This is a genomic window from uncultured Sphaerochaeta sp., from assembly GCF_963676625.2.
Classification (GTDB): Bacteria; Spirochaetota; Spirochaetia; order Sphaerochaetales; family Sphaerochaetaceae; genus Sphaerochaeta.
Map to the genome: position 1 here is coordinate 230,193 of NZ_CAXXYB010000008.1, position 20,916 is coordinate 251,108.

At 43.2% G+C, this 20,916-nt stretch carries 23 protein-coding genes; 6 read left to right on the plus strand and 17 right to left on the minus strand.

All coding sequences use genetic code 11. The features are described from left to right. Positions 1-9 precede the first annotated feature (9 nt). Positions 10-504 (minus strand): hypothetical protein, encoded by a 495-nt coding sequence (locus tag ACHZBG_RS11690; RefSeq protein ID WP_320129634.1) that lies wholly within the window; start codon positions 502-504, stop codon positions 10-12. Between the two features lie 332 nt (positions 505-836). Beyond that, positions 837-1,049 carry a transposase domain-containing protein gene (locus ACHZBG_RS11695; RefSeq protein WP_394699403.1) on the minus strand — a complete coding sequence of 71 codons (213 nt, stop codon included), beginning with the start codon at positions 1,047-1,049 and terminating at the stop codon, positions 837-839. Here ACHZBG_RS11695 and ACHZBG_RS11700 point away from each other — a divergent pair. Further along, a complete protein-coding gene (locus ACHZBG_RS11700) occupies positions 999-1,121 on the plus strand; it encodes a hypothetical protein (protein WP_320129635.1) in 123 nt (40 codons plus the stop codon). The genes ACHZBG_RS11695 and ACHZBG_RS11700 overlap by 51 nt on opposite strands. A 350-nt stretch (positions 1,122-1,471) precedes the next feature. On the opposite strand, the gene ACHZBG_RS11705 is transcribed toward ACHZBG_RS11700, so the two are convergent. The 8 genes from ACHZBG_RS11705 to ACHZBG_RS11740 all read right to left on the minus strand — a co-directional run bounded on the left by ACHZBG_RS11705 (position 1,472) and on the right by ACHZBG_RS11740 (position 9,003). Continuing rightward, entirely contained in the window at positions 1,472-2,128 is a 657-nt protein-coding gene (locus ACHZBG_RS11705; RefSeq protein WP_320129636.1) for a GntR family transcriptional regulator, read from the minus strand. Between the two features lie 278 nt (positions 2,129-2,406). Beyond that, positions 2,407-3,030 (minus strand): class II aldolase/adducin family protein, encoded by a 624-nt coding sequence (locus ACHZBG_RS11710; protein ID WP_320129637.1) that lies wholly within the window; start codon positions 3,028-3,030, stop codon positions 2,407-2,409. Continuing rightward, entirely contained in the window at positions 3,027-4,268 is a 1,242-nt protein-coding gene (locus ACHZBG_RS11715) for a Tm-1-like ATP-binding domain-containing protein (protein ID WP_320129638.1), read from the minus strand. The genes ACHZBG_RS11710 and ACHZBG_RS11715 overlap by 4 nt, the downstream gene beginning before the upstream one ends. A gap of 22 nt (positions 4,269-4,290) precedes the next feature. Next, positions 4,291-5,091, minus strand: coding sequence for an N-acyl homoserine lactonase family protein (locus ACHZBG_RS11720; RefSeq protein ID WP_320129639.1), 801 nt, complete (start codon positions 5,089-5,091; stop codon positions 4,291-4,293). Between the two features lie 176 nt (positions 5,092-5,267). After that, positions 5,268-5,912, minus strand: coding sequence for a cysteine hydrolase (locus tag ACHZBG_RS11725; protein ID WP_320129640.1), 645 nt, complete (start codon positions 5,910-5,912; stop codon positions 5,268-5,270). A 32-nt stretch (positions 5,913-5,944) separates the two neighbouring features. Further along, the gene (locus ACHZBG_RS11730) at positions 5,945-7,273 is read right to left on the minus strand and encodes a TRAP transporter large permease (protein ID WP_320129641.1); all 1,329 of its coding nucleotides are present in this window, start codon (positions 7,271-7,273) and stop codon (positions 5,945-5,947) included. Next, complete coding sequence (locus ACHZBG_RS11735; protein ID WP_320129642.1) at positions 7,270-7,803, minus strand: TRAP transporter small permease; 534 nt, start codon at positions 7,801-7,803, stop codon at positions 7,270-7,272. The genes ACHZBG_RS11730 and ACHZBG_RS11735 overlap by 4 nt, the downstream gene beginning before the upstream one ends. Positions 7,804-7,908: 105 nt before the next feature. After that, positions 7,909-9,003, minus strand: coding sequence for a C4-dicarboxylate TRAP transporter substrate-binding protein (locus tag ACHZBG_RS11740; RefSeq protein ID WP_320129643.1), 1,095 nt, complete (start codon positions 9,001-9,003; stop codon positions 7,909-7,911). 466 nt (positions 9,004-9,469) lie between these two features. Between ACHZBG_RS11740 and ACHZBG_RS11745 the strand changes: the two genes are divergently transcribed. Further along, positions 9,470-9,595: a hypothetical protein gene (locus tag ACHZBG_RS11745; protein ID WP_320129644.1), complete on the plus strand. Its 126-nt coding sequence runs from the start codon at positions 9,470-9,472 to the stop codon at positions 9,593-9,595. A gap of 144 nt (positions 9,596-9,739) precedes the next feature. On the opposite strand, the gene ACHZBG_RS11750 is transcribed toward ACHZBG_RS11745, so the two are convergent. Continuing rightward, positions 9,740-10,009, minus strand: a complete 270-nt coding sequence (locus tag ACHZBG_RS11750; protein ID WP_320129645.1) for a hypothetical protein — start codon at positions 10,007-10,009, stop codon at positions 9,740-9,742. 65 nt (positions 10,010-10,074) lie between these two features. On the opposite strand from ACHZBG_RS11750, the gene ACHZBG_RS11755 reads away from it, so the two are divergent. The 4 genes from ACHZBG_RS11755 to ACHZBG_RS11770 all read left to right on the plus strand — a co-directional run bounded on the left by ACHZBG_RS11755 (position 10,075) and on the right by ACHZBG_RS11770 (position 12,380). Then, positions 10,075-10,185 (plus strand): type II toxin-antitoxin system YafQ family toxin, encoded by a 111-nt coding sequence (locus ACHZBG_RS11755; RefSeq protein WP_394699404.1) that lies wholly within the window; start codon positions 10,075-10,077, stop codon positions 10,183-10,185. Then, on the plus strand, positions 10,164-10,421 hold the full coding sequence (locus ACHZBG_RS11760) for a hypothetical protein (RefSeq protein ID WP_320129646.1): 258 nt from the start codon (positions 10,164-10,166) through the stop codon (positions 10,419-10,421). The genes ACHZBG_RS11755 and ACHZBG_RS11760 overlap by 22 nt, the downstream gene beginning before the upstream one ends. 179 nt (positions 10,422-10,600) lie before the next feature. Then, on the plus strand, positions 10,601-11,335 hold the full coding sequence (locus tag ACHZBG_RS11765; RefSeq protein ID WP_320129647.1) for a DUF6577 family protein: 735 nt from the start codon (positions 10,601-10,603) through the stop codon (positions 11,333-11,335). A gap of 10 nt (positions 11,336-11,345) precedes the next feature. Continuing rightward, the gene (locus ACHZBG_RS11770; RefSeq protein WP_320129648.1) at positions 11,346-12,380 is read left to right on the plus strand and encodes a nucleotidyl transferase AbiEii/AbiGii toxin family protein; all 1,035 of its coding nucleotides are present in this window, start codon (positions 11,346-11,348) and stop codon (positions 12,378-12,380) included. Positions 12,381-12,861: 481 nt separating this feature from the next. Here ACHZBG_RS11770 and ACHZBG_RS11775 read toward each other — a convergent pair whose 3' ends face one another. The 6 genes from ACHZBG_RS11775 to ACHZBG_RS11800 form a co-directional block, all read right to left on the minus strand. After that, the gene (locus ACHZBG_RS11775; protein ID WP_320129649.1) at positions 12,862-14,226 is read right to left on the minus strand and encodes an amidohydrolase; all 1,365 of its coding nucleotides are present in this window, start codon (positions 14,224-14,226) and stop codon (positions 12,862-12,864) included. 16 nt (positions 14,227-14,242) lie between these two features. Further along, complete coding sequence (ade, locus tag ACHZBG_RS11780; RefSeq protein WP_320129650.1) at positions 14,243-16,003, minus strand: adenine deaminase; 1,761 nt, start codon at positions 16,001-16,003, stop codon at positions 14,243-14,245. Positions 16,004-16,066: 63 nt separating this feature from the next. Next, complete coding sequence (locus ACHZBG_RS11785) at positions 16,067-17,023, minus strand: ABC transporter permease (protein ID WP_320129651.1); 957 nt, start codon at positions 17,021-17,023, stop codon at positions 16,067-16,069. Further along, the gene (locus ACHZBG_RS11790; RefSeq protein ID WP_320129652.1) at positions 17,020-18,087 is read right to left on the minus strand and encodes an ABC transporter permease; all 1,068 of its coding nucleotides are present in this window, start codon (positions 18,085-18,087) and stop codon (positions 17,020-17,022) included. Before ACHZBG_RS11790 ends, ACHZBG_RS11785 begins: the two co-directional genes overlap by 4 nt. Further along, positions 18,072-19,568: an ABC transporter ATP-binding protein gene (locus ACHZBG_RS11795; RefSeq protein WP_320129653.1), complete on the minus strand. Its 1,497-nt coding sequence runs from the start codon at positions 19,566-19,568 to the stop codon at positions 18,072-18,074. The genes ACHZBG_RS11790 and ACHZBG_RS11795 overlap by 16 nt, the downstream gene beginning before the upstream one ends. A 65-nt stretch (positions 19,569-19,633) precedes the next feature. After that, positions 19,634-20,788 (minus strand): BMP family ABC transporter substrate-binding protein, encoded by a 1,155-nt coding sequence (locus ACHZBG_RS11800; RefSeq protein WP_320129654.1) that lies wholly within the window; start codon positions 20,786-20,788, stop codon positions 19,634-19,636. Positions 20,789-20,916 lie beyond the last annotated feature (128 nt).

Here is a 20,916-nt window from a genome sequence, read left to right on the forward strand (position 1 = left end):
CACGATCTCCTAATGAATTATTTTCTTTTCCAATGATTTCCTATTGTCATTAACCAGATCAAACGCATTGTCCCTCTCTTTTACAAAGGCCAAACAAGTATCATCATAAATATCCGCGTTTTTTGGATCTAACAACTCTTGAGCCATGTTGCTTGCTGATCTAATTGCAATGGTAACGGAACCAAATAATTCGTATATTTCTCTATTATACTTCGCTAATTCATAAGATTCTTTTTCCCAAGTATTAAAATCAAGGACACTAAACATACAAGCTTGCTTGATTATAATATTTTCAGGACTATCGTCACGTCTCCCAACATTCTGCAAATCATCAATAGTATAGATAAAAGATAGAATTTCCTGAGAATGCAGGTAAATGATATTGCTTCTTTCTTGTCGCTTATTCTTTAAAGGAATAAACAACGCAATCAAAACGCCCGCAGTTGTTGCAATGGAACTTATTGCCACCCATTGATAATCTTGTAACCATAAAAAAGTATTCATATACAAAAACCTCCCTTTGGAATAGCTTTATTCTCATATGATTATCAACAAAGTTGTAAGTAGAGATGCTATCAACTCAAAGTAGTACAGGAAATAATAGTTCATGTCGAGAAAAAGGTAGAATCGTATATCAGGAAATCTCTGGTCCGCACATACAAGAAATTATAATTGCGCAATTTATAATCTGTTTTGAGATGGCTTATCTTTCAGCAAATCAATCCGATAGATGCCGAAAGCAGTTGCATTAATATAGCCTATAGACAGACAATGAAAATGACTTCTTTGCTAGCCTATTTCCTAAAAATTAGTAAGCGTCCATTGGTCATTTTTAGTTAGCGAACACCCCTGAAGACATAGGGTTCGGCCCTGGTCGGATCGGGTTTTCCTGAGTCCCTGGTGTTTCTCATTCTCATGAGTGAATCGTTATCGACATTCCACGGCAGCAACCGGTCGAAATCCTCGTCTGTCTTGTATTCCGGGACTTCGGAGAGGATATGCCAGATATAATCATGGACATTGATGCCGTTCGCCTTTGCCGTCTCAATGAGGCTGTAATAAAGGACGGAAACTTCCGTCCTTTCAATCGAGACAGAAAACAGCCAATTCGTTTTTCCTGAGTAAAGAGGTCTTATAGCATTTTCAGTCCGGGGAGGTCCTTGAACTGGACTGGTTGGGCAAAAGCCTATTCCTGTACAAGCCTCTTACCTATGAAAGGAAGAAGGCCTATTTGTTTGTTTCGGCCTTTTGTTTCAGCAAGTATTTCTATTGCAGAGACATCCTTTGACAAGGAAATCCACAAAACGAGTACACCTTGCGATCCTTCGTGGGGAGACTGCACTCATACTGAGACAGGATAACCACAAGACGGCAATAATAAGAGCGGATAAATACTAACCCGAACTGAGGTCAGCAAAGTATATCATTTATATACCAACCCTAAAATACAGGTGATACTGCCCATTCATATTCACACGAGAATATTCGATGAAATGACTCTGTTGAGAACATGGTTCAGATGATCAGCTATGGCCTTTTTCACTGCTTCTTCATCCCTATTGAACAAAGCCTCAACGATATCAGAATGCATAGCAATGGTTGCCTGGGACCCACCGACCATAGAATAGTATATTGATTTGAAACTACTACTTTTATTCAGCAGCCCTTCCAGAATTTCCAACGTCGAATTCGTACAACCGGAAAGTTCACCGATGCGCTTATGAAATTCAAAATCAAGTTGCATATACTCTTTTGACGTAGGAGAAACTTTCGACATCCTATCGTTAATGCTTTTTATACTTTTCAGTTCATCATCAGTAGCCACTTTACTGGCTCTCGAAGCACAATATTGCTCAATGAGTATTCTGATCTCATATATCTCCAAGACTTGCTCTTTTGATGGCCTGAACACCGTCGCACCATAATATGGTTTATTTACCACAAGCCCCTCTGATTCAAGTCTTCTGAAAGCATCCCTGACTGGAGTACGACTCACACCAAAATCCTTCGTGAGTTCCTCTTGGACAAGATGTTCTCCTGCTTTCAATTCACCAATTATGATTGCATTCTTTATCCGCAGGTAGACAGAATCAGCAACTGTCGTGGTTTGGATCTTTTCATGGTTCATACTCAATCTTCATACTCCGTATTTAATGAAAGATATATCTCTCCAGCGCCAATAGTCAGAAAACAAATTTCCACATCCCGAATCCAATACAGTTCTCTCCAAACAACCAATGTCTTCATTCATAAGAATAACCTACAGAGAACACATTCACTACTGATAAAAATCCATCAGAAACATAGAGGTAGTATAACAAGTCACGTACATACTGTAAATCTACATAATTTTTACTATGCAAAGACGTTTCAGCATAACAAGTGCAAAGGACGCATCTTTAAAAATCAATAAGATGCTTTCTCCTCTTGGCATTTCATAGCCTGGGAGAGCACTGATATCTGTGCCGTCTCTTCTACCAATTCTGCCAGATATACAGCATCCCTCATAGTCTTTCCTACCGTCACTTGCCCATGCCCCCTCAGGATAAAGGATTTCATCTTCTCGTTCTCGTGAAACAGATCTACGATCGTGGTAAAATATTCTTTCGGAACAACATAAGAGTGAGTATCCACTACAGGACAATAGCTCAATTTTTCACGCGCATGATGCGTTGAAAATTCAAGAGAATCATGAGCAGCCGCCCATGCTGTGGCATATGGTGAGTGACAATGCATAATTGCATTTACCTGTGGCAAAGCGTTGTATAGTGCCCCATGGAGCAAAGACTCTTTTGACGGCTTGCAATTTCCATCAATGACATTCCCTTCAAAATCGGTGACTACCAATGAGGAAATGTCCAATTCATCAAATGCAACATTCGTGCCTTTCACGATCATCCAATCCTTTCCGGGCACTCGCATACTCAGATTCCCGCCATCACTCATTTCATAACGGAAAGAATACATCTTTCTTGCCGCAAGGATAAGCGAATCTACAAGGTCCGTATACAAAGAGATGATATCCATCATCGCAGTCCCCCTTTTTCCAGAAGAGCCAACATTTCGTTCGAACAAATATCTGCAAAATCAGGATCATCAAAATTCAAGTCGAAAGTTTTATACACTATTCCGGGCTTTAATTCTTCCAAGAAAATTGCATTCATTTTCTTGATGGTATCTGGTTTGAAGAAAAATTCCCCCGGTCGGCTCATTGTTCTCAGTCCACCAAGAGGCAACACAATCTCTGTTATCCCTTTTGAACAATTGATTCTTTGGACAATCGTTCTTGTGATGTCGAGAATCTCACTTTCCCAGAGCCTTGTATGCGTCAAATAATCCTTGGAATGCCACACATACCCCCGTTTCTCTTCATCGGCAAAAAAATCTTCTTTGCTCAGACAGGCAAAGTCGATTCCCCCTGGGCAGATGAGACTGGGAATTCCCATCTCTGCAGCAGCAAGCAAACGGTTGTTGGCTCCTTTGCTGTATCCAAGGCCTCCAAAATATTCCGCTGTCATTTCATGCAAGCATAAATCCATCACTGCAACAATGTTGCCATCACGAATCTGTGACTCAAGCACCCTTCCCCCTATACCGGTAGAATGGAAGCTGATGACATTTTCGCCCTCTGCAGTCAAATTATTTATTGCACGCATGACAGTATCATTTGTGATACCCATCAAGGTTGCCCCTATATAGTGCTTTCCATGCGTATCAATTTCATGCTTTCCATATTGTACCATTCCTACAACACTTGCTACGGAATTTGCCAAAACGACTTCACTGATCGGATTAATACCGGCAAAATCGACAATGGAAGGCATTACTACAATATCCTTATCTCCAACAATTGTATCAAAATAGCGGTTACCACTGGCAATGGTTGAACAAATGAATTTAGGAAACCCAAGAGGAAGCTGTCGTAAAGCCGCTGAACATATAATAGTATTCTGCAATCCGCCCATACCCAGAACACCATCGATCTTTTGCTCATCATGCAAGGTACGTATCACTTTGGAAACACAATCGGACATAGCCTTGATCGCATTTCCTTTATCCAATTTCCTGATGGTCTCCCAGGAAGATCCTCCCATCCTGAGAACATCATCTCTCTGGAGATCTGCGGTAATCGCAATCAATGGAGGATTCGATCCAGTACTGATATCTATCAGCAATGGTGTACATCCAAGTTCTTCAATTTGACGTTTGACATATGCTAATTCATGGTATTTTGTATCAAAACTAGCAATGACAGCAATAATGGCCACAAACAGCCTCCTTATTATTCAATCAACCAAGTACAGGCGTTTCTTTCACACGTTCCAACATTGATCTATCATGACAGGTCAAGATTCGATCTTCACTCTGTGCCCGATTTTTGATCTTCTCAATGCTGCGCCAAGTTTCAACGATATTTGCATATCTATTAGGAGGTGTAATGTTGTAATGAATTTGTGGAATAGGTTTTAGGTTATCCAAAATAAAGATGGCATCGCCACAGAGAATATAGGTACCGGTATTGGTATCTACCTCAACTGCTTGATGTCCAACCGAATGGCCAGGGGTTTCAAAAACCCGAACGTTCGGGATTATCTCAGTCTCACCTTCAACCAAAGTCATCTGAAGGCCCTCGAAAGGCCTGACGATTCCCAATTCAGGGGCCTCATACGATTTGTAATAAAGCGGAATTGGATTCATGGCAAATTCATATTCTTTTTTATGTACGATAAATTGGGCATTGGAAAATTTTTCCATGTAGAAGCAATGATCCCAATGAAGATGCGTAAATATAACTATATCAATATCAGTAGGTTTATACCCAATTGTATCGAGTTGCTCAACGATGGACATCCCTTTCGGTTGATATGAACCTGGATGATGGTATGTATCTGCTCGTTTTGTATCAGCCATACCAGTATCCACAAGGACCAATTTTTCTCCACCCTCGATCAGATAGGTGAAAACAGGAAATTCTTCCTCTTTATTTGATGCATTCGGATAATACTTGACGGTAGAATGGTGATATAGATACAGGCTGGGAATCATTGTTACAAAGCCCGTATTAATCGGTCTAATTCTTATATTATTCACTTATCTTCTCCCAATTTGTTCCAAGGTATTTGTGTGATGTCAGTATTTTTGGAATCATGCTTGCATGTAAGCCATGTACATGAAACAAGGGTTGGCATACGATCATCCATAAAAAATGTACCTGAAGCCAACCCTTGATTCACCAATACGAGAAATTCAAGATTAGTGCATGGGAATTATACCAAGGCCTTTAAAAAATCCTTGTAATTCATGACCTTGCCAATCTTGGGGAATATCCATTTCTCACAGAAATCCTGTTCCTCTTGCGTATCAGTGGCAGTACAATCGCCAATGACTATAACCCGATATCCTTTATCGTAGGCTGACCTTGCCGTGGATTCAACGCACCAGTCTGTGTGAAAACCAGTAAAAGCCACATACTCGATCTCATTGGCCCTCAGATAGTAGTCCAAGCCTGTTGAATGGAATGCATCAAGCGTTTTCTTTCCTTCCACCACAACATCGCCTTGTTGGGGAGTCAACTCCTTGATGATTTCCGGACCAGGAGTCCCTCGAAGCCAAGCACCGGTACCCCAGTCAGCTTCCATGTCAATCTCTATTCCACGAAGTCCTTCATAAGCAGGGCCACCTTTCTTCAACTCCGGGAACCCAGCATCAAAGGGATGAAACGGACAGTAGAAAATCTTTGCTACCTTCCCTCTTGCATTTGCTAGCAAATCCTGAAGATTGGGGATAACGTTTCTCTCAGCCAATTGTTCCTTAATATGTGCATACATTGTTCCACCAGGTGATAAAAAATCATTCTGGGGTTCAATCAACACAATTGCAGTTTTTTCCATCGGAATCCTAATTTCGCTCATTTTACTCTTCTCCTCTCATGAATTAATTTTATTTACATATTGTTTGGCAAATAGGTAACAAGAACTGGAACAAGAACCAGCAGCAAATCAACAGCAATAATTGCAATCAGATACCAGGTTGATCCTTTGAAGATGTCATTCACCGTAATATCCTCATACCCTTCAATTCCCTGCAATGATGACTTGACCGTAAATACATTCATCCCAAACGGCGGGGTAACCATTCCAGTCTCAATTGCAATTATCATGATGATTCCAAACCAAACCATGTCATATCCCAAATCTTGTACGATGGGACACATCAGTGGTGTAGTCAGTAACAGGATTGAAGTGGAATCCAAGATACATCCAAGAACCATGAGTATGAACATGAAAATCAGGATGATACCGAGAGAAGGAATGGTAAGACCTTCAACAAAAAAGCTTATCGAATTAATAATTCCGCACATAGAAAGCGTTTTTGAATAGGTGGAAGCTGAGATCAGAAGAATCAAGACACTCCCGGAAGTAGCTCCTGCTGACAAGAGAGTTTCCCAAATCTCTTCTTTATTGAATCCCTTCTTAAAAAGAACGAGAAGAAAAGCTCCGAAGGCTCCGATGCCACCAGCCTCAGTCGGAGTGAAAAAGCCTCCCCAAATACCTCCAAGGGTAACGAGAATCAACAAAATAATCGGCCAAGGTTTCAGTACAATTTTCCAATAATTTTCTTTCTCGTACTCAGAAAGCTCCTCTACCACAGGAATATATTCTGGCTTCACTTTTCCTACGACGGCTATAACCAAAATAAATGCGATTGTCATGACAAGACCAGGAACAATAGCCGCTACAAAGAGCTTTCCAATGGAAACATCCGCTTGAGAGCCATACACAATCATCAACAAGCTTGGAGGAATCAACATTCCCAAGATTGCAGATCCGGCAATCGTTCCCAAAGAAAACTTTTTGTCATATTTCAGTCTATTCATTTGGGGAAGCGCGATTTTTGTAAAAATTGCAGCAGAAGCCACAGTAACTCCAGTAATTGCAGCAAAAATGGCATTCGCGATAACAGTTGCAATCCCCACACCGCCGCGTACTTTTTTCAGCATAAGCGCTGCTGCATCATACAAATCACCACTGGCTCCTGATAGATTTGCAAGCATTCCCATCAAAACGAACAGAGGAATTACTCCAAACATATATTGTCGGACCGCACCCCATGCAGACTGGGACAATACATTCATTGCAACATTAACCCTTCCGGTAAACAGAAGAACGGTTACGAAGCTGGTGATCATCAAGGAAATATTCAAATGTATACCGCTGAAAATCAGAATCAACAACAAAGCCAATGAGAAAATAGCAATAGCAATTGGACTCATTTAGTTCCTCCTTTACCTTCACTGGTTTTTCCCGTAACAAGGTCATAGGAGTACTGGATTATCTGATTCAGGAATTCCAATATCATCAATACTGATCCAAAAATAATGGCAAATCGTCCTGGAACTGTTGTAATTCGGAAGAATCCTGCAATCTCAGCCTCATTGATATCAATGGCATTCAAGAAACCGGGGAAACTTGCCTTGATTATTAATCCATACGCAACAATACCAAGAAGACAAGCAACAATATCGATAATATTCTTCCCTTTTCTTCCTACTCTGTCATACAACACAGTTGTCCTGACATGCCCTTTTCTCAACGAAACGTAGGGAATCTCCAAAAAACAAACAATGATGATCATGCTGCTCACTATCTCGGCAGTTCCTACAAAAGGTTTGTTAAGCAATAATCGGCTAAGCACATCGGCAGTGATCAACACCATAATCAATGCGATCGAGATTGATGCAATACCATCCATCCATGATAGAAACTTTTCAAACCCCTTACTTATTTTCCGTAGCACATCCATACATCGCCCTCCAATCAATGAGTAGACACTACCCTTTGCATCTCTTCAGCCAAAGGATATGGAGGTGGCTTCATCCTCAGTGAACAAAGCCACTTCACATTTTTATTATGTATTTGCGATGTTCCAATTACGGATACGCTCAACACCTCTTTCTTCAAGAAGCTGATAATAACGTTCAACAATCTCGGAGCCTCTGAATCCCGCATTGTTCAACCGCTTTACCAAGTCATTGACAATGTCAGGAAGAGATGCTGCCCATCTCACTTGCTCTGCTCTTGAAAGGGCAATTACCTTTCCACCCATCTTTACGATATCACTCAGGTCTTTTTCATGAACTGAATTAATATACTTGGCTTCATAATCAAGATATCCATCACCAACTTCGGTCAAGATAGTTTGAACTTCCTTGGGAAGGGAATCCCACGTTTGTTTATTTACGGCAATGGTATTAAACGGAACAACATTGAAATTGGCATCCAAATAATAAGGGCCAACTTCGGGAACCTTTAAATTGATGCATGAATGAGTGGGCTGAATAGTTGCCTGACAAACGTTCGTCTGCAAATTCTGGTACGTATCATTCAAGGAAGTCTGGACTCCAGCTGCACCGGATCCTTCAATCCAAGCAAGATTTATGCCTGCGGCACCAATCTTCATTCCTGCAACGTCATCAAGTGACTTGACTTCTTTGGTGGAGAAGAATCCATACGGATCAGATACACCAATACCAAGATAATGCTGATTGAACTTCTCTTCATATACTGTGGTGAATTCAGGATATTCCTTATACATGACCTTAATTACGTCGGCAACGATAAGGGGATCGGAACACGAGAATGGCATACTATATACCATGTCAACCAAAGGCAATCGAGATGCTTCAAAGACAAGAATCGTGCATCCAATATCAACCAGTCCATCTTGCACACCTTGCAATTCATTTCCAAGGGTAATTACAGAACCTCCATAGTTCTTCACCCAGTTGATTTCATAATTTGTTTCGTTTTTCACACGTTCAGAAACATTTTTTACGAAGTAATCGTCCAAGGCAGTAATCCAAGGATTTGAAGTAGAGTGACCAGACCCAATTCTCAGGGTAATTTTTTTCTTTCCCTCTCCACCGGTTTCAGATGATCCATTTGCGAATAGTGCAAGAGCACAAAGCAAAAGAACCAGAACAGCAAAACCTCTCTTTTTCATGTCTTCTCCTTTTTTCTCCAATTTTTTCCAGTGGATACTGGACATTGGATACAATTTTTAATTCATACTATCATCATTTTTTCATTTGTCAACAAGAATCTTTTTTCCTCCTAATTCTTTTTATGGCAATATATATGCTCTATGGGAGCATATAGTATCGATACTGGGGAAAATTTGAACCTCTTCCATAGGAATTACCCAAATAAGGCATTCCTGGTAGGATTCAAAAGAATCGGGGCCAAGGCAAGAAATCCTCAGAATACTCTGACCTGGGTTTTTATTGAACTTTTTTTATTTCTGCTTAAATTGAGGATTATTGGAAATTATCTTTGGCCCATACTACACGTATGAAGTAAACTTTCTTGTATCAGGTATCCAGTTTAAGGAGGATGTACATATCAAAACCTTTAGTTTCTTTTATACAAAAACAGGAGAATTGCATATCTGTGAGAATGGAAGGATAGTCATGACCAAGAAAGGTAAAGAAGCCCTGAAATTACATATATTTCTGACAAGTGCCTCCTCCAGTGAGGATATACAGAAAAAGTTGGCTATCGTAACTGGAAAATTTAAATTCGGTAATGAAAAATAGGCTCAATAAGATGCTCCATCAATTCGACCATGATACGTATTTCTTAATCTTCATAGTCTCTTCGCACTGCAGGGACAATACTGAATGCTTGAAGACCCTTGCAATCTCGTAGAAAAAAAAGTAAGAGCCCCCCCTACAACCGCATCAATCCCCAAGCAAGAAATCAGCAATATGGATTGTCTTGATTCCCTTGTGGGTACCTCCTGCATATTCTTTGGCCAAAAGCATATATTTGGAATGGTTGTCCTGAATTCCCAGCAGTCTTCCATATTCACGATCCCGGGTCTCCTCAGTACGGATTTCTTTCGCCACCTGCACATATATATGCTCTTCTCTTCGTCTGGGCAATTCCTTGCCCTTGATATCGAACCGGGAACATCTATACAGAGTATAGGCATTCTCCAATTTGGCCAAATACCAGGAACCGTCTCGTTATCCAGCTTGCGTACCACGTCTTTGAGGAATCTGGTGAAGAGGTAATCACACTTCTTTGCAATGAACAACCATTACCTGAAGCATATAGAGACCATGTACTTGCCAACTCCAGAAATTACATGGGCATAAGAGAATGCCATTTACAGCCAGATTGATTGCTCCTATACAAGGTTGTTCAGGAATCACTGAAGAAAAACATGTGGAACGAAATATTGTTTTTCATTGCTGGCGACACCGATATACAACCAAGATGTCTGATCTTGTTGATGCCAGAAGTCTGGGACAAACAACAGGTCATAAAACTCCTGCCATGATGGAACACTATGCTGCCCATACCAATGAGAACAGATTCAATGCAGTAAAGGTAGCTACGGAGAAAGCGTTTGGGTGAGAATAGAGTTGAGATTCTCAAGGTAATCTATGTCTCAAGTATACATAAAAGCCATATCGGCAAAATATTTAAAAATTGCCGATGTGGCTAATGACTTCAGAAAGAATGCCTGCTATACTAAAAAAGCCAAAACGGCAAACAATTAATAAATTGCCGGAATGGCTGAAGAGGTAGCAGATATGGAAAAACATGCAGTCATCCAGAAACTGCCTGATGGCATTTGTTCAAGGCAACAAATCCTCCATGCGGCACAGGCTGTCGAGCCATCCTTCCAGGATACCCAACTCAGGTACTTGATTGGGGTTCTGCTCAATTCAAAACTGATAGTGAGGATTGGGCGAAACCAATACAAGAAAGCAGAGAAGGAACCAAATAAAAGCATCTTCACTGGAGTTTATTCAAATACAGCATGCCAAGTGATCGAGAACATGAATACGCATTTTCCTTTGCTTTCCTACAGGGTTTGGGAACTGTCATGGCTGAATGAATTCTTCAATCACCTCATCTCACGCAATCAAATCTTTCTGGAAGTTGAGAAAGATGGGCTTGATTTTGTTTTCTCCGCTCTTGCTGAGGAATTCACAGGCAAAGTACTGCTGAACCCAACCATCAAGGAAATCATGCAATATAGTACTGATGATGAAATAATCATTTACCGCTTGGTGACAGAAGCTCCCAGATCGGATAATGCGAAATATCAGGTTCCCCTGGAAAAATTGATCGTGGATCTGTTTGCCAACAAGAATCTGATGCTCTCCAAAGCCGATTATCCCTCTGCAATTGAAATGATGTTCTCTAAATACAGGGTTGACCAGATCGCGATGCTGCGTTACGCACGAAGAAGGAATAAAGCAAAAGAAGTAATGGGTTTCCTTCAAGACAAGACGACAATAGAACTCTTGATCGAGGAGTAATCATACGGTAATGGCAGAAAGTTTCACTCGCGAACATATCCAAGAAATACGTAGCAGTTACGCTGTGGACAGCGCTATCCTCGAGAGAAGCATTTTTGCTTTATCATTACTCGAAGCTCTTGCAAACGTGGGAATGCCCTTCATCTTCAAAGGTGGAACCAGTTTGTTGCTCCTTCTTGAGAAACCCAGGAGATTATCCACCGATATTGATATCATCGTTGAGCCGGGAACTGATGTACATTCCTATCTTGAGCAGGCTGCAAAAATATATCCTTTTCTAACAGTGGAACAACAGGTTCGGAAAGGAATGAACAATATTGACAAGGCTCACTACAAGTTCACCTACGATTCACCTGTGCAAGGATCACAATTTCACATTCTGCTGGACATTCTCTATGAAGAAAACCATTACAGCAAGCTGGTCAGCCGAAAGGTAGAACATCGCTTCCTGATAACTGAAGAACCCTATGCAAAGGTATCGATGCCAAGTTTCAATTGTATACTTGGTGACAAATTAACTGCATTTGTACCCCATACGACCGGTATTCCATTCGGCGTTGATAAGGAATTGGAAATAATAAAGCAATTATATGATATCGCAACTCTCATAGATGCCCACGACAACTTTGATGATATATATACGTCTTATGTAAATACAGTAAAAGCAGAACTGGCTTATCGAGGACTAACCATTTCCCATGAAGAGGTACTGCAAGACACCATAGAAGCTTCAGCCTGTATTGCAAGCAGAGGAAGATATCTAAAAGAGGATTACCCTCAATATTTGACTGGCATCAGAGGAATTGTTAATCATATCTACGGAGAAAGGTTCAGCGCGGAAAGAGCAGTTCTGCCTGCCTGTAAGACCATGTACTTGGCAGCATGCTTGCTCAAAGGTGAAACATTCAAGAAGATTTCTGACCCATCCTTCTTCATTGGCAGGAATATCGGGATGACCAAGTATGCGAAACTATCCTCACTCAGGAAACTTGATGCAGAGGCGTTTGCATATGTGGTTCAAGCGATTGAATTGTTGTCTGTGTAAATTGTCTTATCCACTCAAAGGTCCAGGACAAACCATTGTGAACCAGAGGTTGTAATATGGGAATTGTTTCCACCCCATGCTAACAGGATTATCAAAATTTCAAAGGGCTTTGATTTAGCATCATAGATAAGTCCAACATTTTGTCCGCATCCCCATGCTTTCCTTTCTTTTCTCTTCCCTTGGTATGTATTGCAGGTTATATGCACATACTGATTCTAGAATACCCTCCAAAGATGGTTATAAAACCAAAGAAGGCCTACCCGCTTCTCTTTTACCAATTTCTCATTGCACCCCATATTGTAATATAAGCTTCGCAGATTCCTTGATCGAGAAATTTGCCCAGCCCTGATGAATCAAGCCCGTCAAGGAACCGCGAAGCAGCCATGAGAGTTTCCTCTCATGGACAATGCCAATTCATTTTCTCCCCCAACTTCCTCTACTTGGTCATGTTGGGAGTAAACCAATCGTTTCCGATCGCAACCTACATCTTCATGACAGGAAACCGATTCGGCAACGTAATACCCGCCCGTTTGTAGATGACGGCACCTCGACGACAAGCCTCATCAAGAATAGCCTCCTCATCGAGAGTAAGTATTTTCCTGTCGCGCATAATCCACTTTCCATCACACATGGTACACGTAATGTTCGACGAATGCATGGCCGTAACCAAAGCAGCGATAGGATCGTTGACCGGCATCATGGAAGGCCCACGAGGGTCTATTATTATCAAGTCAGCCTTCATACCAGGAGTAAGACTCCCATAGACGCCATCATCAAGTAATGCCCTGGCCCCATTCTTGGTTGCCATCCTGAGAATATCCTCAGAAGGAACGACCGTTGGATCCAGTCGCCAACCCTTGTGTATCAGGGAGGTCAACCACATCTCATCAACCATATCCATGCGGTTGCTTGAAGAAGCTCCATCAGTGCCGATGGAAACACAGATACCCTCTTTGAGCATCCGCGGAATCTTAGCAAACCCGAGTACCCGCATAGCCGAGGCAGGATTATGCGACACCTTCACATCATAACGCTTGAAAAGCTCAACTTCCTCGTTGGTCAACCATACCGTATGGACAGCAAGCAGATTCTTGTCCAGCACTCCCAGCTTATGCAAATGGGTAACCGTGGGTTCCCCATATACTTGCTGGGTATACTCAACTTCGCTTTTTGCCTCCGCAACATGCATATGGACACCTACGCCATACTCATCGGCAAGGGCTTTCGTTTTCACGATCAAGTCATCGGTATCATTGAAGATAGTCCTCAATCCAAACCATATCCGTATCCTGCCATCGGCACTTCCATCGAACCGTTTCAAATCCTCAACCTGTTGGTCAAGTTCCTGTTCGGCAGTCCGCTGCCAGATCTTTGGCAGACCATCCCCGCAATCCATGACCGATTTGGCAAGCTTGGCTCGAATGCCAGCCTCCCGGACACCTCTGACCATGCCGGAAACAAACTGGCCACCTGGCTCAGCAAACGAAGTAACACCCGATTTAATCAGTTCCAGGCAACACATCAAGGTGGATATATACGAATCTTCCTCAGTCATATTGCTCTCATACGGCCACATGCGATCATGAAGCCACGTCTTGAAATCGACATCGTCCCCAACACCCCTGCTAATCTGCTGAGAAGTATGGACATGGGTATTCACAAATCCGGGAAGCACATAGTTGCCATTGAGCTGCACCACTTCTGCATCAGGTTTGACAAGGGAGGGGGCGACAAGACCGACAGCCTTTATTACATCATTTTCTATAAGGACATCCCCTCCGTCATACACCTGATCATTCTGGTCCATGGTGAGGATATATCCGTTCTTTAACAATATTTGACTCATTGATACACCTTCTCCATCAGTTCACCTGAATGATTGCGTCGATAATTTTCTGTTCAAAGACATCGAAAAGACCTTTGTCGGTAATGCCGAAGGCAGGAATGAAAATCAAGGTAAGGAAGGAAAGCGTCACATTCGGAGAAGGCATATCGCAACCGAATGACTTGAGGACCTCAATCATCTTTTTCAACTTGGCTGCAACCACCTCTCCATCATCAGGAGAAAGCAGACCGCAAATCGGCAAGGCAATCTCTTCGATCACCACACCATCATCAACCAGGACAAAACCTCCCTGAAGATCTCCGATCCTATTGACGGCACAAGCCATATCAGCAGCATTGCTACCGATGACACTGATGTTATGATGGTCATGACCGACACTCAGGGCAATTGCTCCATGCGTTAGGCCGAAACCATGGACAAAGGCTTTTCCGATGTTACCATTCTTGCCATAGCGTTCGATACAGGCAATATGCAAGACATCCTGTGCAGTATCTGCCTGGACTACTCCATCGATTACCGGCAAATCGGCTTCCATCGCTTCAGTGAGGAGAGAAACCTTTGAGGCTCCGATGACATGGACATGAGCCGAAGTCGCTTCTGGATCTACCGTAAGAAGCAGGTCCGCAGGTTCAATGACCTTGGATAACGTGACAGTATTCAGCAATACAGGAGCATATTCATAGGCAGGAATGTCGATACATAGATTTCCTTGTTTGACGACCAAGTTCCCGTCAGACATGACCTGCTCGACTTTACAGGCTTCCAAAGAGGAAAGAAATACAATGTCTGCCACTTTCCCGGGGGTGAGGCTTCCTCTTTCATGTTCCAGATGAAAGTTCGTCGCAGGATTGAGCGTAACCATCTGAATGGCTGAAACGGGATCGACACCAGCCTTTATAGCCATTCGGACCTTATGATCAAGATGCCCGTAGGTACTGATATGCAAAGCATCGATATCATCACTTACCATCGAACAGAATCTGGAAGAAATATGATTCTCCACCAGGACCTTCAGGCATGCTTCAAGATCAGTCGAAGCCGACCCTTCCCTCATAAGGACATTGAGGCCGCAACGAAGTTTTTGCAAAGCCTCTTCCTTACTGGTACTTTCATGATCACTGTTGATACCTGCGCTGGCATAGGCATTCAGGGCTTCTCCCAAAAGACCCGGGGCATGCCCTTCTGCCGTCTTATGATATCTTTCGGCGAGATCAAGCATAGATGCAGAATTCTGGCTACCGGCAAGAATGGGATAGGCAAGCACCTCTGCCAAGCCCACGGCCTGTGGCAAGGTAATCAAGTCTTCCATCATAGATGGATGGAGCGTACTGCCAGTAGTCTGAAACTGATCCTCATCCATGAAAGCAGGAATGGGATAATAAAGATGAACAGGAGTCTTTCCTGCCTCATTTAGCACTTCCTTCATTCCATCCAACCCGGAAACAATGGTAACTTCCATCAGGTCAGTCGCAACGGCGGTAGTGCCATGCTTGACGACCATCTTGGAAAATTCGGTATAGGTAAGCATGCTACTCTCGATATGAATATGTGCATCCATGAAACCAGGAGCAAGATACAAACCCTTCGCATCGAGAATCATCGTATCAGGACCATAGGCACCTTCCAGGATAGGACCGATAGTGGCAATACGACCATGAGACACCGCGATATCTGTTTGATAGATCTCTCCGGTATGGACATTGACCAACGACCCATCCTTGATGATGGTATCGGCAGGTCTCTTTCCCAAAGCAACTTCAATCAACGAAACATCCATAGATTTCTCTCCTTCAGTATTTTCATATGAACTCGAAACACAAGGCATTTTGAAATACGTATCTCACCGATCTTCCCGAAAGTAGGGTCTGCCCAGCCATACCGGACCATGGTCCCCTGATCGTTTAGAAAACGAGGTGAAAATCAACACAAAAATGGTCATTATATAGGGCATCATATCCATAATCTGTACAGGAAACGAAATGGACATTCCCAGAACCGAAAAAGAAATGTTCTGGAACTTGATGCTAAGGGCACGTAGCATGCCAAAGCAATAAGCTCCCCCGATGGCCTTGAGGGGATTCCACATGGAGAAGATAACCAAGGCCACTGCAATCCATCCATTCCCTGAGGTGATGTTGTCCTGCCAGCGGAAAATATAGACCAAGGATAGAAAAGCACCCCCGAGACCACACAGGCATCCACCGATTACGATATGGACGTACTTTATCAGAGTTACCTTGATACCACTTGCATCTGCAGCAGAGGGAGACTCTCCGACCATTCGCATCATAAGTCCGGCTCGAGTCTTGTTCTGATAGAGGTACATGACAATCGCCACAAGAAGGGCCAAGTGAAACAACAGGCTTTGTTCAAATAATACGGTTCCAAGAAATGGAATACGATGCAGGAACGGAATGGATCGAGAACCCATTGAAGTTATGTATTCGGCCGAAAGAGTCTGTCCTGCAAGCCGCTTGCCGACAAAATTGGACAATCCTGCCCCAAATATAGTAATGGCAAAACCTGTGACTGTCTGATTACCCAGCAACGAAACGGTAATGATGGCATAAATCAAGGCACCGATCCCTCCTGCAAGGATGGCAGCCAACAAAGAAAGCATCGGATTATTGGTATAGGTGGCCACATAGAATCCGAAGCAGGCGCCCAGCATCATCTGCCCTTCTACTCCCAAGTTCAGATGACCTACCTTTTCAGTGAGAATTTCACCCAAAGTGGCAAAAAGCAAGGGAGTACCAAGCTGGAAGGAAAGCCGGAGGAACAATGCCAAATCATTCATCTAGCTACCCCCCTATGCCTGAGCTTTCCCTCAATCCGGTATTTAGTGAAAAATTCACTTCCCAGAAGAAACAGCAGGATAATACCTTGGAGGATGTCCGCCGTTTCAGAAGGAACCTGCAACGAGCTTTGGATATACGAGCCACCTTGCACCATAATGGCAAAAAAAGCAGAAGCCACAACAATGAAACGAGGATCAAGCTTCGCCATATAGGCCACCACAATGGCCGTAAAGCCCATGCCTCCCGACATCTGGTCGTTCATGGTTCGTTCAATTCCCGAGGCCTGAATCATCCCGGCAAGGCCACAGAGCCCGCCACCTACCATCGCAGCAAAAGCAAAGACTTTACCAGAAGAAATTCCTGCATATCGGGCAGTCCTGGGATTGTCTCCCACAATGGAAATTTCATACCCCTTCTTAGAACGGGCAAACAGCAGCCAAACCAATACCACCAATACCACGGCAATTATCCAACCGCAATGAACACCAAAAACCTTTGGCAACAAGGCCACCTTCGGGTAGTTGGCAATCCGAGGAAACCCATATGCCTTAGAATCTTTCCAGTGCACATACTGCAAATACGAGACTCCCTTGACCGCCACGTAATTCAGCAACAAGGTAACGACTGTCTCATTGACATCCAAGCGAACCTTCAAAACGGCCGCAATCATGCACCAAAGGCCACCGGCAACAAAGGCGGCGATCATCATTGCAGGTAAAATTGCCCTCGTCGCCGATTCCCCGACAATCCTGACAACCCAGGTGGCAGCCACAGCTCCAGCAAAAAACTGCCCTTCTGCACCGATATTGATAAAATTAGCCTTGAAACAAACAGCCACACCAAGAGCCATCACTAACAAAGGGATCATCGTATTGACCGTTTCCCTGATACGATAGACTGAACCAAGGGAACCGAACACAATCTCCTTATAAACGGAAATGGGATTATACCCCCAGACGGCCATCACCAAGGCAGTTACGGACAAGGCCGTAACAATTGACAAAATATATTGCAATATTGCAACCTGCCGCATTGTTTCGGCTTTCTTTATGGTCTTGAGCATGGCTGACATCCCATCATTAGCATTCCCACAGCTTCTTTGGTAATAGCTCCGGTATCGAAAATTCCCATCAATCGTCCTTCAAAAAGGACGGCAATCCTATCACAAAAAGCAAGCAACACATCCAAGTCCTCTCCCACAAAAAGGACAGCGACACCCTTTTGTTTTTCTTCGTTCAATTTTCCATAGATAAATTGAGACGAACCAACATCAAGACCACGGACTGGATAGGCGGTAATCAGGAATATAGGATTCCTGTCAATTTCCCGACCCAACAGAACTTTCTGGATGTTACCGCCAGAAAGACGCTTGACCACCTGATCGATCCCTGGAGTACTTATGCTATATCGGTCGACAATTTCATGAGCTTTTTTCCTTCCATTTCTTCTATCCACAAACGGTCCGGGGGTAAGACGATACGAACGCAAGAGGATATTATCCGTGATATTCAATCCTCCGGCGAGTCCCATACCCAATCGGTCCTCAGGAACAAACCCGATATCAGTACCAAAACGATGGCCTTCTTTCAGAATAACAGTACCAAAATCTACTCTTCTCATACCAGACAGGACTTCACAGAGTTCTTTCTGCCCGGAACCGGCAATACCAGCTATACCCAAAATCTCATGTGAGAAGATTGAGAAAGAAACATCGTCAAGCAGGTTTTTATGATGAGGGCCAAGAACAGATATATGATCAACCTCGACCAGACAGGTCTTTTGTTCTGCCTTCGTCTCGACCCATGGAATATCCAAATCGATGACATGGCCTATCATCAGTTCGGCTAACTCAGAAGCATTGGTCCGCTCTGTCTCGACGGTAGCAATGTACCGTCCCTTTCTCAGAACAGTCACCCGATTGCTATAGGAAAGGACTTCCTGCAATTTATGGCTGATGAGGATAATCAGACATCCCAGTTTGCGCATATTCTCAAGAATCGCAAACAAAGATTCAATTTCCTGAGGGGTAAGAACAGCCGTGGGTTCATCCAGAATCAAGACATCAGCCCCTCGATACAAAGCCTTGAGAATCTCTACCATCTGTCTTTCACTAATCGACATGTCTTGGACTTTCTTATCCGGTTCTATGGAAAAACCATATTGAAGACAAAGATCCTTGATGATTTTTCGGTCCTTCCCGGAATCAAGAAATAACGAACCAGAGCGTCCTGCAATGATATTTTCCGTTGCCGTAAAGCTATCGACAAGCTTGAAGTGTTGGTGAATCATACCGATTCCCAGAGCAAGAGCCTCCCGTGGTGAAAGTATGGAATGGAGAACACCATCAATAGAGATATTACCACTATCGGGAGTATAGATTCCTGAGAGGATATTCATCAGAGTACTTTTACCGGAACCATTCTCTCCGAGAATCGCATGGATTTCCCCTCTGCAAAAAGAGAGAGAAACATCATCGTTCGCCAAAACTGAACCGAACGATTTACTGATATTCTGTAATCGGAGATATTCTTGTCTATTCTTCATATAATTTCCGGATTCTTGTCTATCAAGGAGTCGGGTACCCCCGACCCCTTGCCTAAACTACTTTTCTACTTTACCGAACCGATGACACCTTCGACGAACCAGTCAAGCGCAAGTAACTGAGAATCGTCCATAGTTTCTCCAGCCTTGACACGTACATTTCCCTGATTATCCTTGATTTCACCAGTCCACATATCAAAACTGCCATTAATAAGGCTCTGTTTGACTGGTTCAATCTTCTCACTGGTCCCTGAAGCACAGTTTTTCGTCAATTCATCCAAACCGACAACTCCATCAGCCAAGCCAAGCCAGGAGGAACCTGACTTCCAGGTCCCATCGAGAATACGCTGTACATCCTTGCTGTAGAAAACATCGTAATGAAAAATCGGAGCAGTCAAATAAGCATCAGGAATGATAGAGCCACCAGGAGAAGAACAACCGGTTGCCCAGAGTCCCTTCTCAGCTGCCGCCATCTGGGGATTCATGGTATCACAGTAGGCGGAAATAACGTCACAACCCTTGTTGATCAGTTCTGTGGCAGCACTCTTCTCAGTTGCGGGATCATACCAGGAACTAGTCCATTTTACCTCAACCACGGCGGTTGGATTGACTGATCGGACACCAAGGGTAAAGGCATTTACCTGCCTTACGCATTCGGGAATAGGAAAGGTGGTGACAAATCCAATCTTGCCAGTCTTAGTCTTGAGTCCAACGGCTATGCCTGTCAGATATTGGGCTTCATACATCCGTCCCATATAGGTGGACATGTTCGGTTTGGTAATATACCCGGTGGCATGGTTGAAGTAGACATTCGGGTACTCATCAGCAACATTGGCAATATATTGCATATACCCGAAGCTGATTGCATAGATGACATTGCATCCTTGTTCAATGAGATCGCGTGCTGCCTTTTCGCAGTCGGCTGTCTCAGGAACATTTTCAAGATACATTGTCTTGATACCTTCCTTCTCCAAAGCCAATCGGCCAAGGTTATGGGTATAGGTATATCCCTCGTTCCCGATGGAACTCCCGTAGATGAATCCGACCTTGATCGTATCCTTTGTCAACGCAGGCAGACTGGAAGCCGTTGCCGTTGCAACAGGAGCCGTCGTAGTATCTGCCTTTATTGCAGGAGCAACATTTTCCGACTTGTCTTTCGAACAACCAGTGAAAGTAACAAACATCAAAGCGCAAAGTAACAATGCAATAGTGTGTTTTCTCATGTCCTAAAATCTCCCTCAATGATTCATATGGTTTCAGATACATCTTTGTACCGTGATACAATGCAAAAGGTTCGATATAAAAGGAACATCGTAGAAGTTCCAAAGAAGTTGATGGAAAATATCAAACC

Excerpts from the sequence above, each read along its gene's own strand:
- ACHZBG_RS11690 (WP_320129634.1), bottom strand. The coding sequence starts at position 504 with ATGAATACTTTTTTATGGTTACAAGATTATCAATGGGTGGCAATAAGT.
- ACHZBG_RS11700 (WP_320129635.1), top strand. The coding sequence starts at position 999 with ATGCCAGATATAATCATGGACATTGATGCCGTTCGCCTTTGCCGTCTC.
- ACHZBG_RS11705 (WP_320129636.1), bottom strand. The coding sequence starts at position 2,128 with ATGAACCATGAAAAGATCCAAACCACGACAGTTGCTGATTCTGTCTAC.
- ACHZBG_RS11710 (WP_320129637.1), bottom strand. The coding sequence starts at position 3,030 with ATGATGGATATCATCTCTTTGTATACGGACCTTGTAGATTCGCTTATC.
- ACHZBG_RS11725 (WP_320129640.1), bottom strand. The coding sequence starts at position 5,912 with ATGAGCGAAATTAGGATTCCGATGGAAAAAACTGCAATTGTGTTGATT.
- ACHZBG_RS11730 (WP_320129641.1), bottom strand. The coding sequence starts at position 7,273 with ATGAGTCCAATTGCTATTGCTATTTTCTCATTGGCTTTGTTGTTGATT.
- ACHZBG_RS11735 (WP_320129642.1), bottom strand. The coding sequence starts at position 7,803 with ATGGATGTGCTACGGAAAATAAGTAAGGGGTTTGAAAAGTTTCTATCA.
- ACHZBG_RS11740 (WP_320129643.1), bottom strand. The coding sequence starts at position 9,003 with ATGAAAAAGAGAGGTTTTGCTGTTCTGGTTCTTTTGCTTTGTGCTCTT.
- ACHZBG_RS11745 (WP_320129644.1), top strand. The coding sequence starts at position 9,470 with ATGACCAAGAAAGGTAAAGAAGCCCTGAAATTACATATATTTCTGACA.
- ACHZBG_RS11760 (WP_320129646.1), top strand. The coding sequence starts at position 10,164 with ATGCCATTTACAGCCAGATTGATTGCTCCTATACAAGGTTGTTCAGGA.
- ACHZBG_RS11765 (WP_320129647.1), top strand. The coding sequence starts at position 10,601 with ATGGAAAAACATGCAGTCATCCAGAAACTGCCTGATGGCATTTGTTCA.
- ACHZBG_RS11770 (WP_320129648.1), top strand. The coding sequence starts at position 11,346 with ATGGCAGAAAGTTTCACTCGCGAACATATCCAAGAAATACGTAGCAGT.
- ACHZBG_RS11775 (WP_320129649.1), bottom strand. The coding sequence starts at position 14,226 with ATGAGTCAAATATTGTTAAAGAACGGATATATCCTCACCATGGACCAG.
- ade (WP_320129650.1), bottom strand. The coding sequence starts at position 16,003 with ATGGATGTTTCGTTGATTGAAGTTGCTTTGGGAAAGAGACCTGCCGAT.
- ACHZBG_RS11785 (WP_320129651.1), bottom strand. The coding sequence starts at position 17,023 with ATGAATGATTTGGCATTGTTCCTCCGGCTTTCCTTCCAGCTTGGTACT.
- ACHZBG_RS11790 (WP_320129652.1), bottom strand. The coding sequence starts at position 18,087 with ATGCTCAAGACCATAAAGAAAGCCGAAACAATGCGGCAGGTTGCAATA.
- ACHZBG_RS11795 (WP_320129653.1), bottom strand. The coding sequence starts at position 19,568 with ATGAAGAATAGACAAGAATATCTCCGATTACAGAATATCAGTAAATCG.
- ACHZBG_RS11800 (WP_320129654.1), bottom strand. The coding sequence starts at position 20,788 with ATGAGAAAACACACTATTGCATTGTTACTTTGCGCTTTGATGTTTGTT.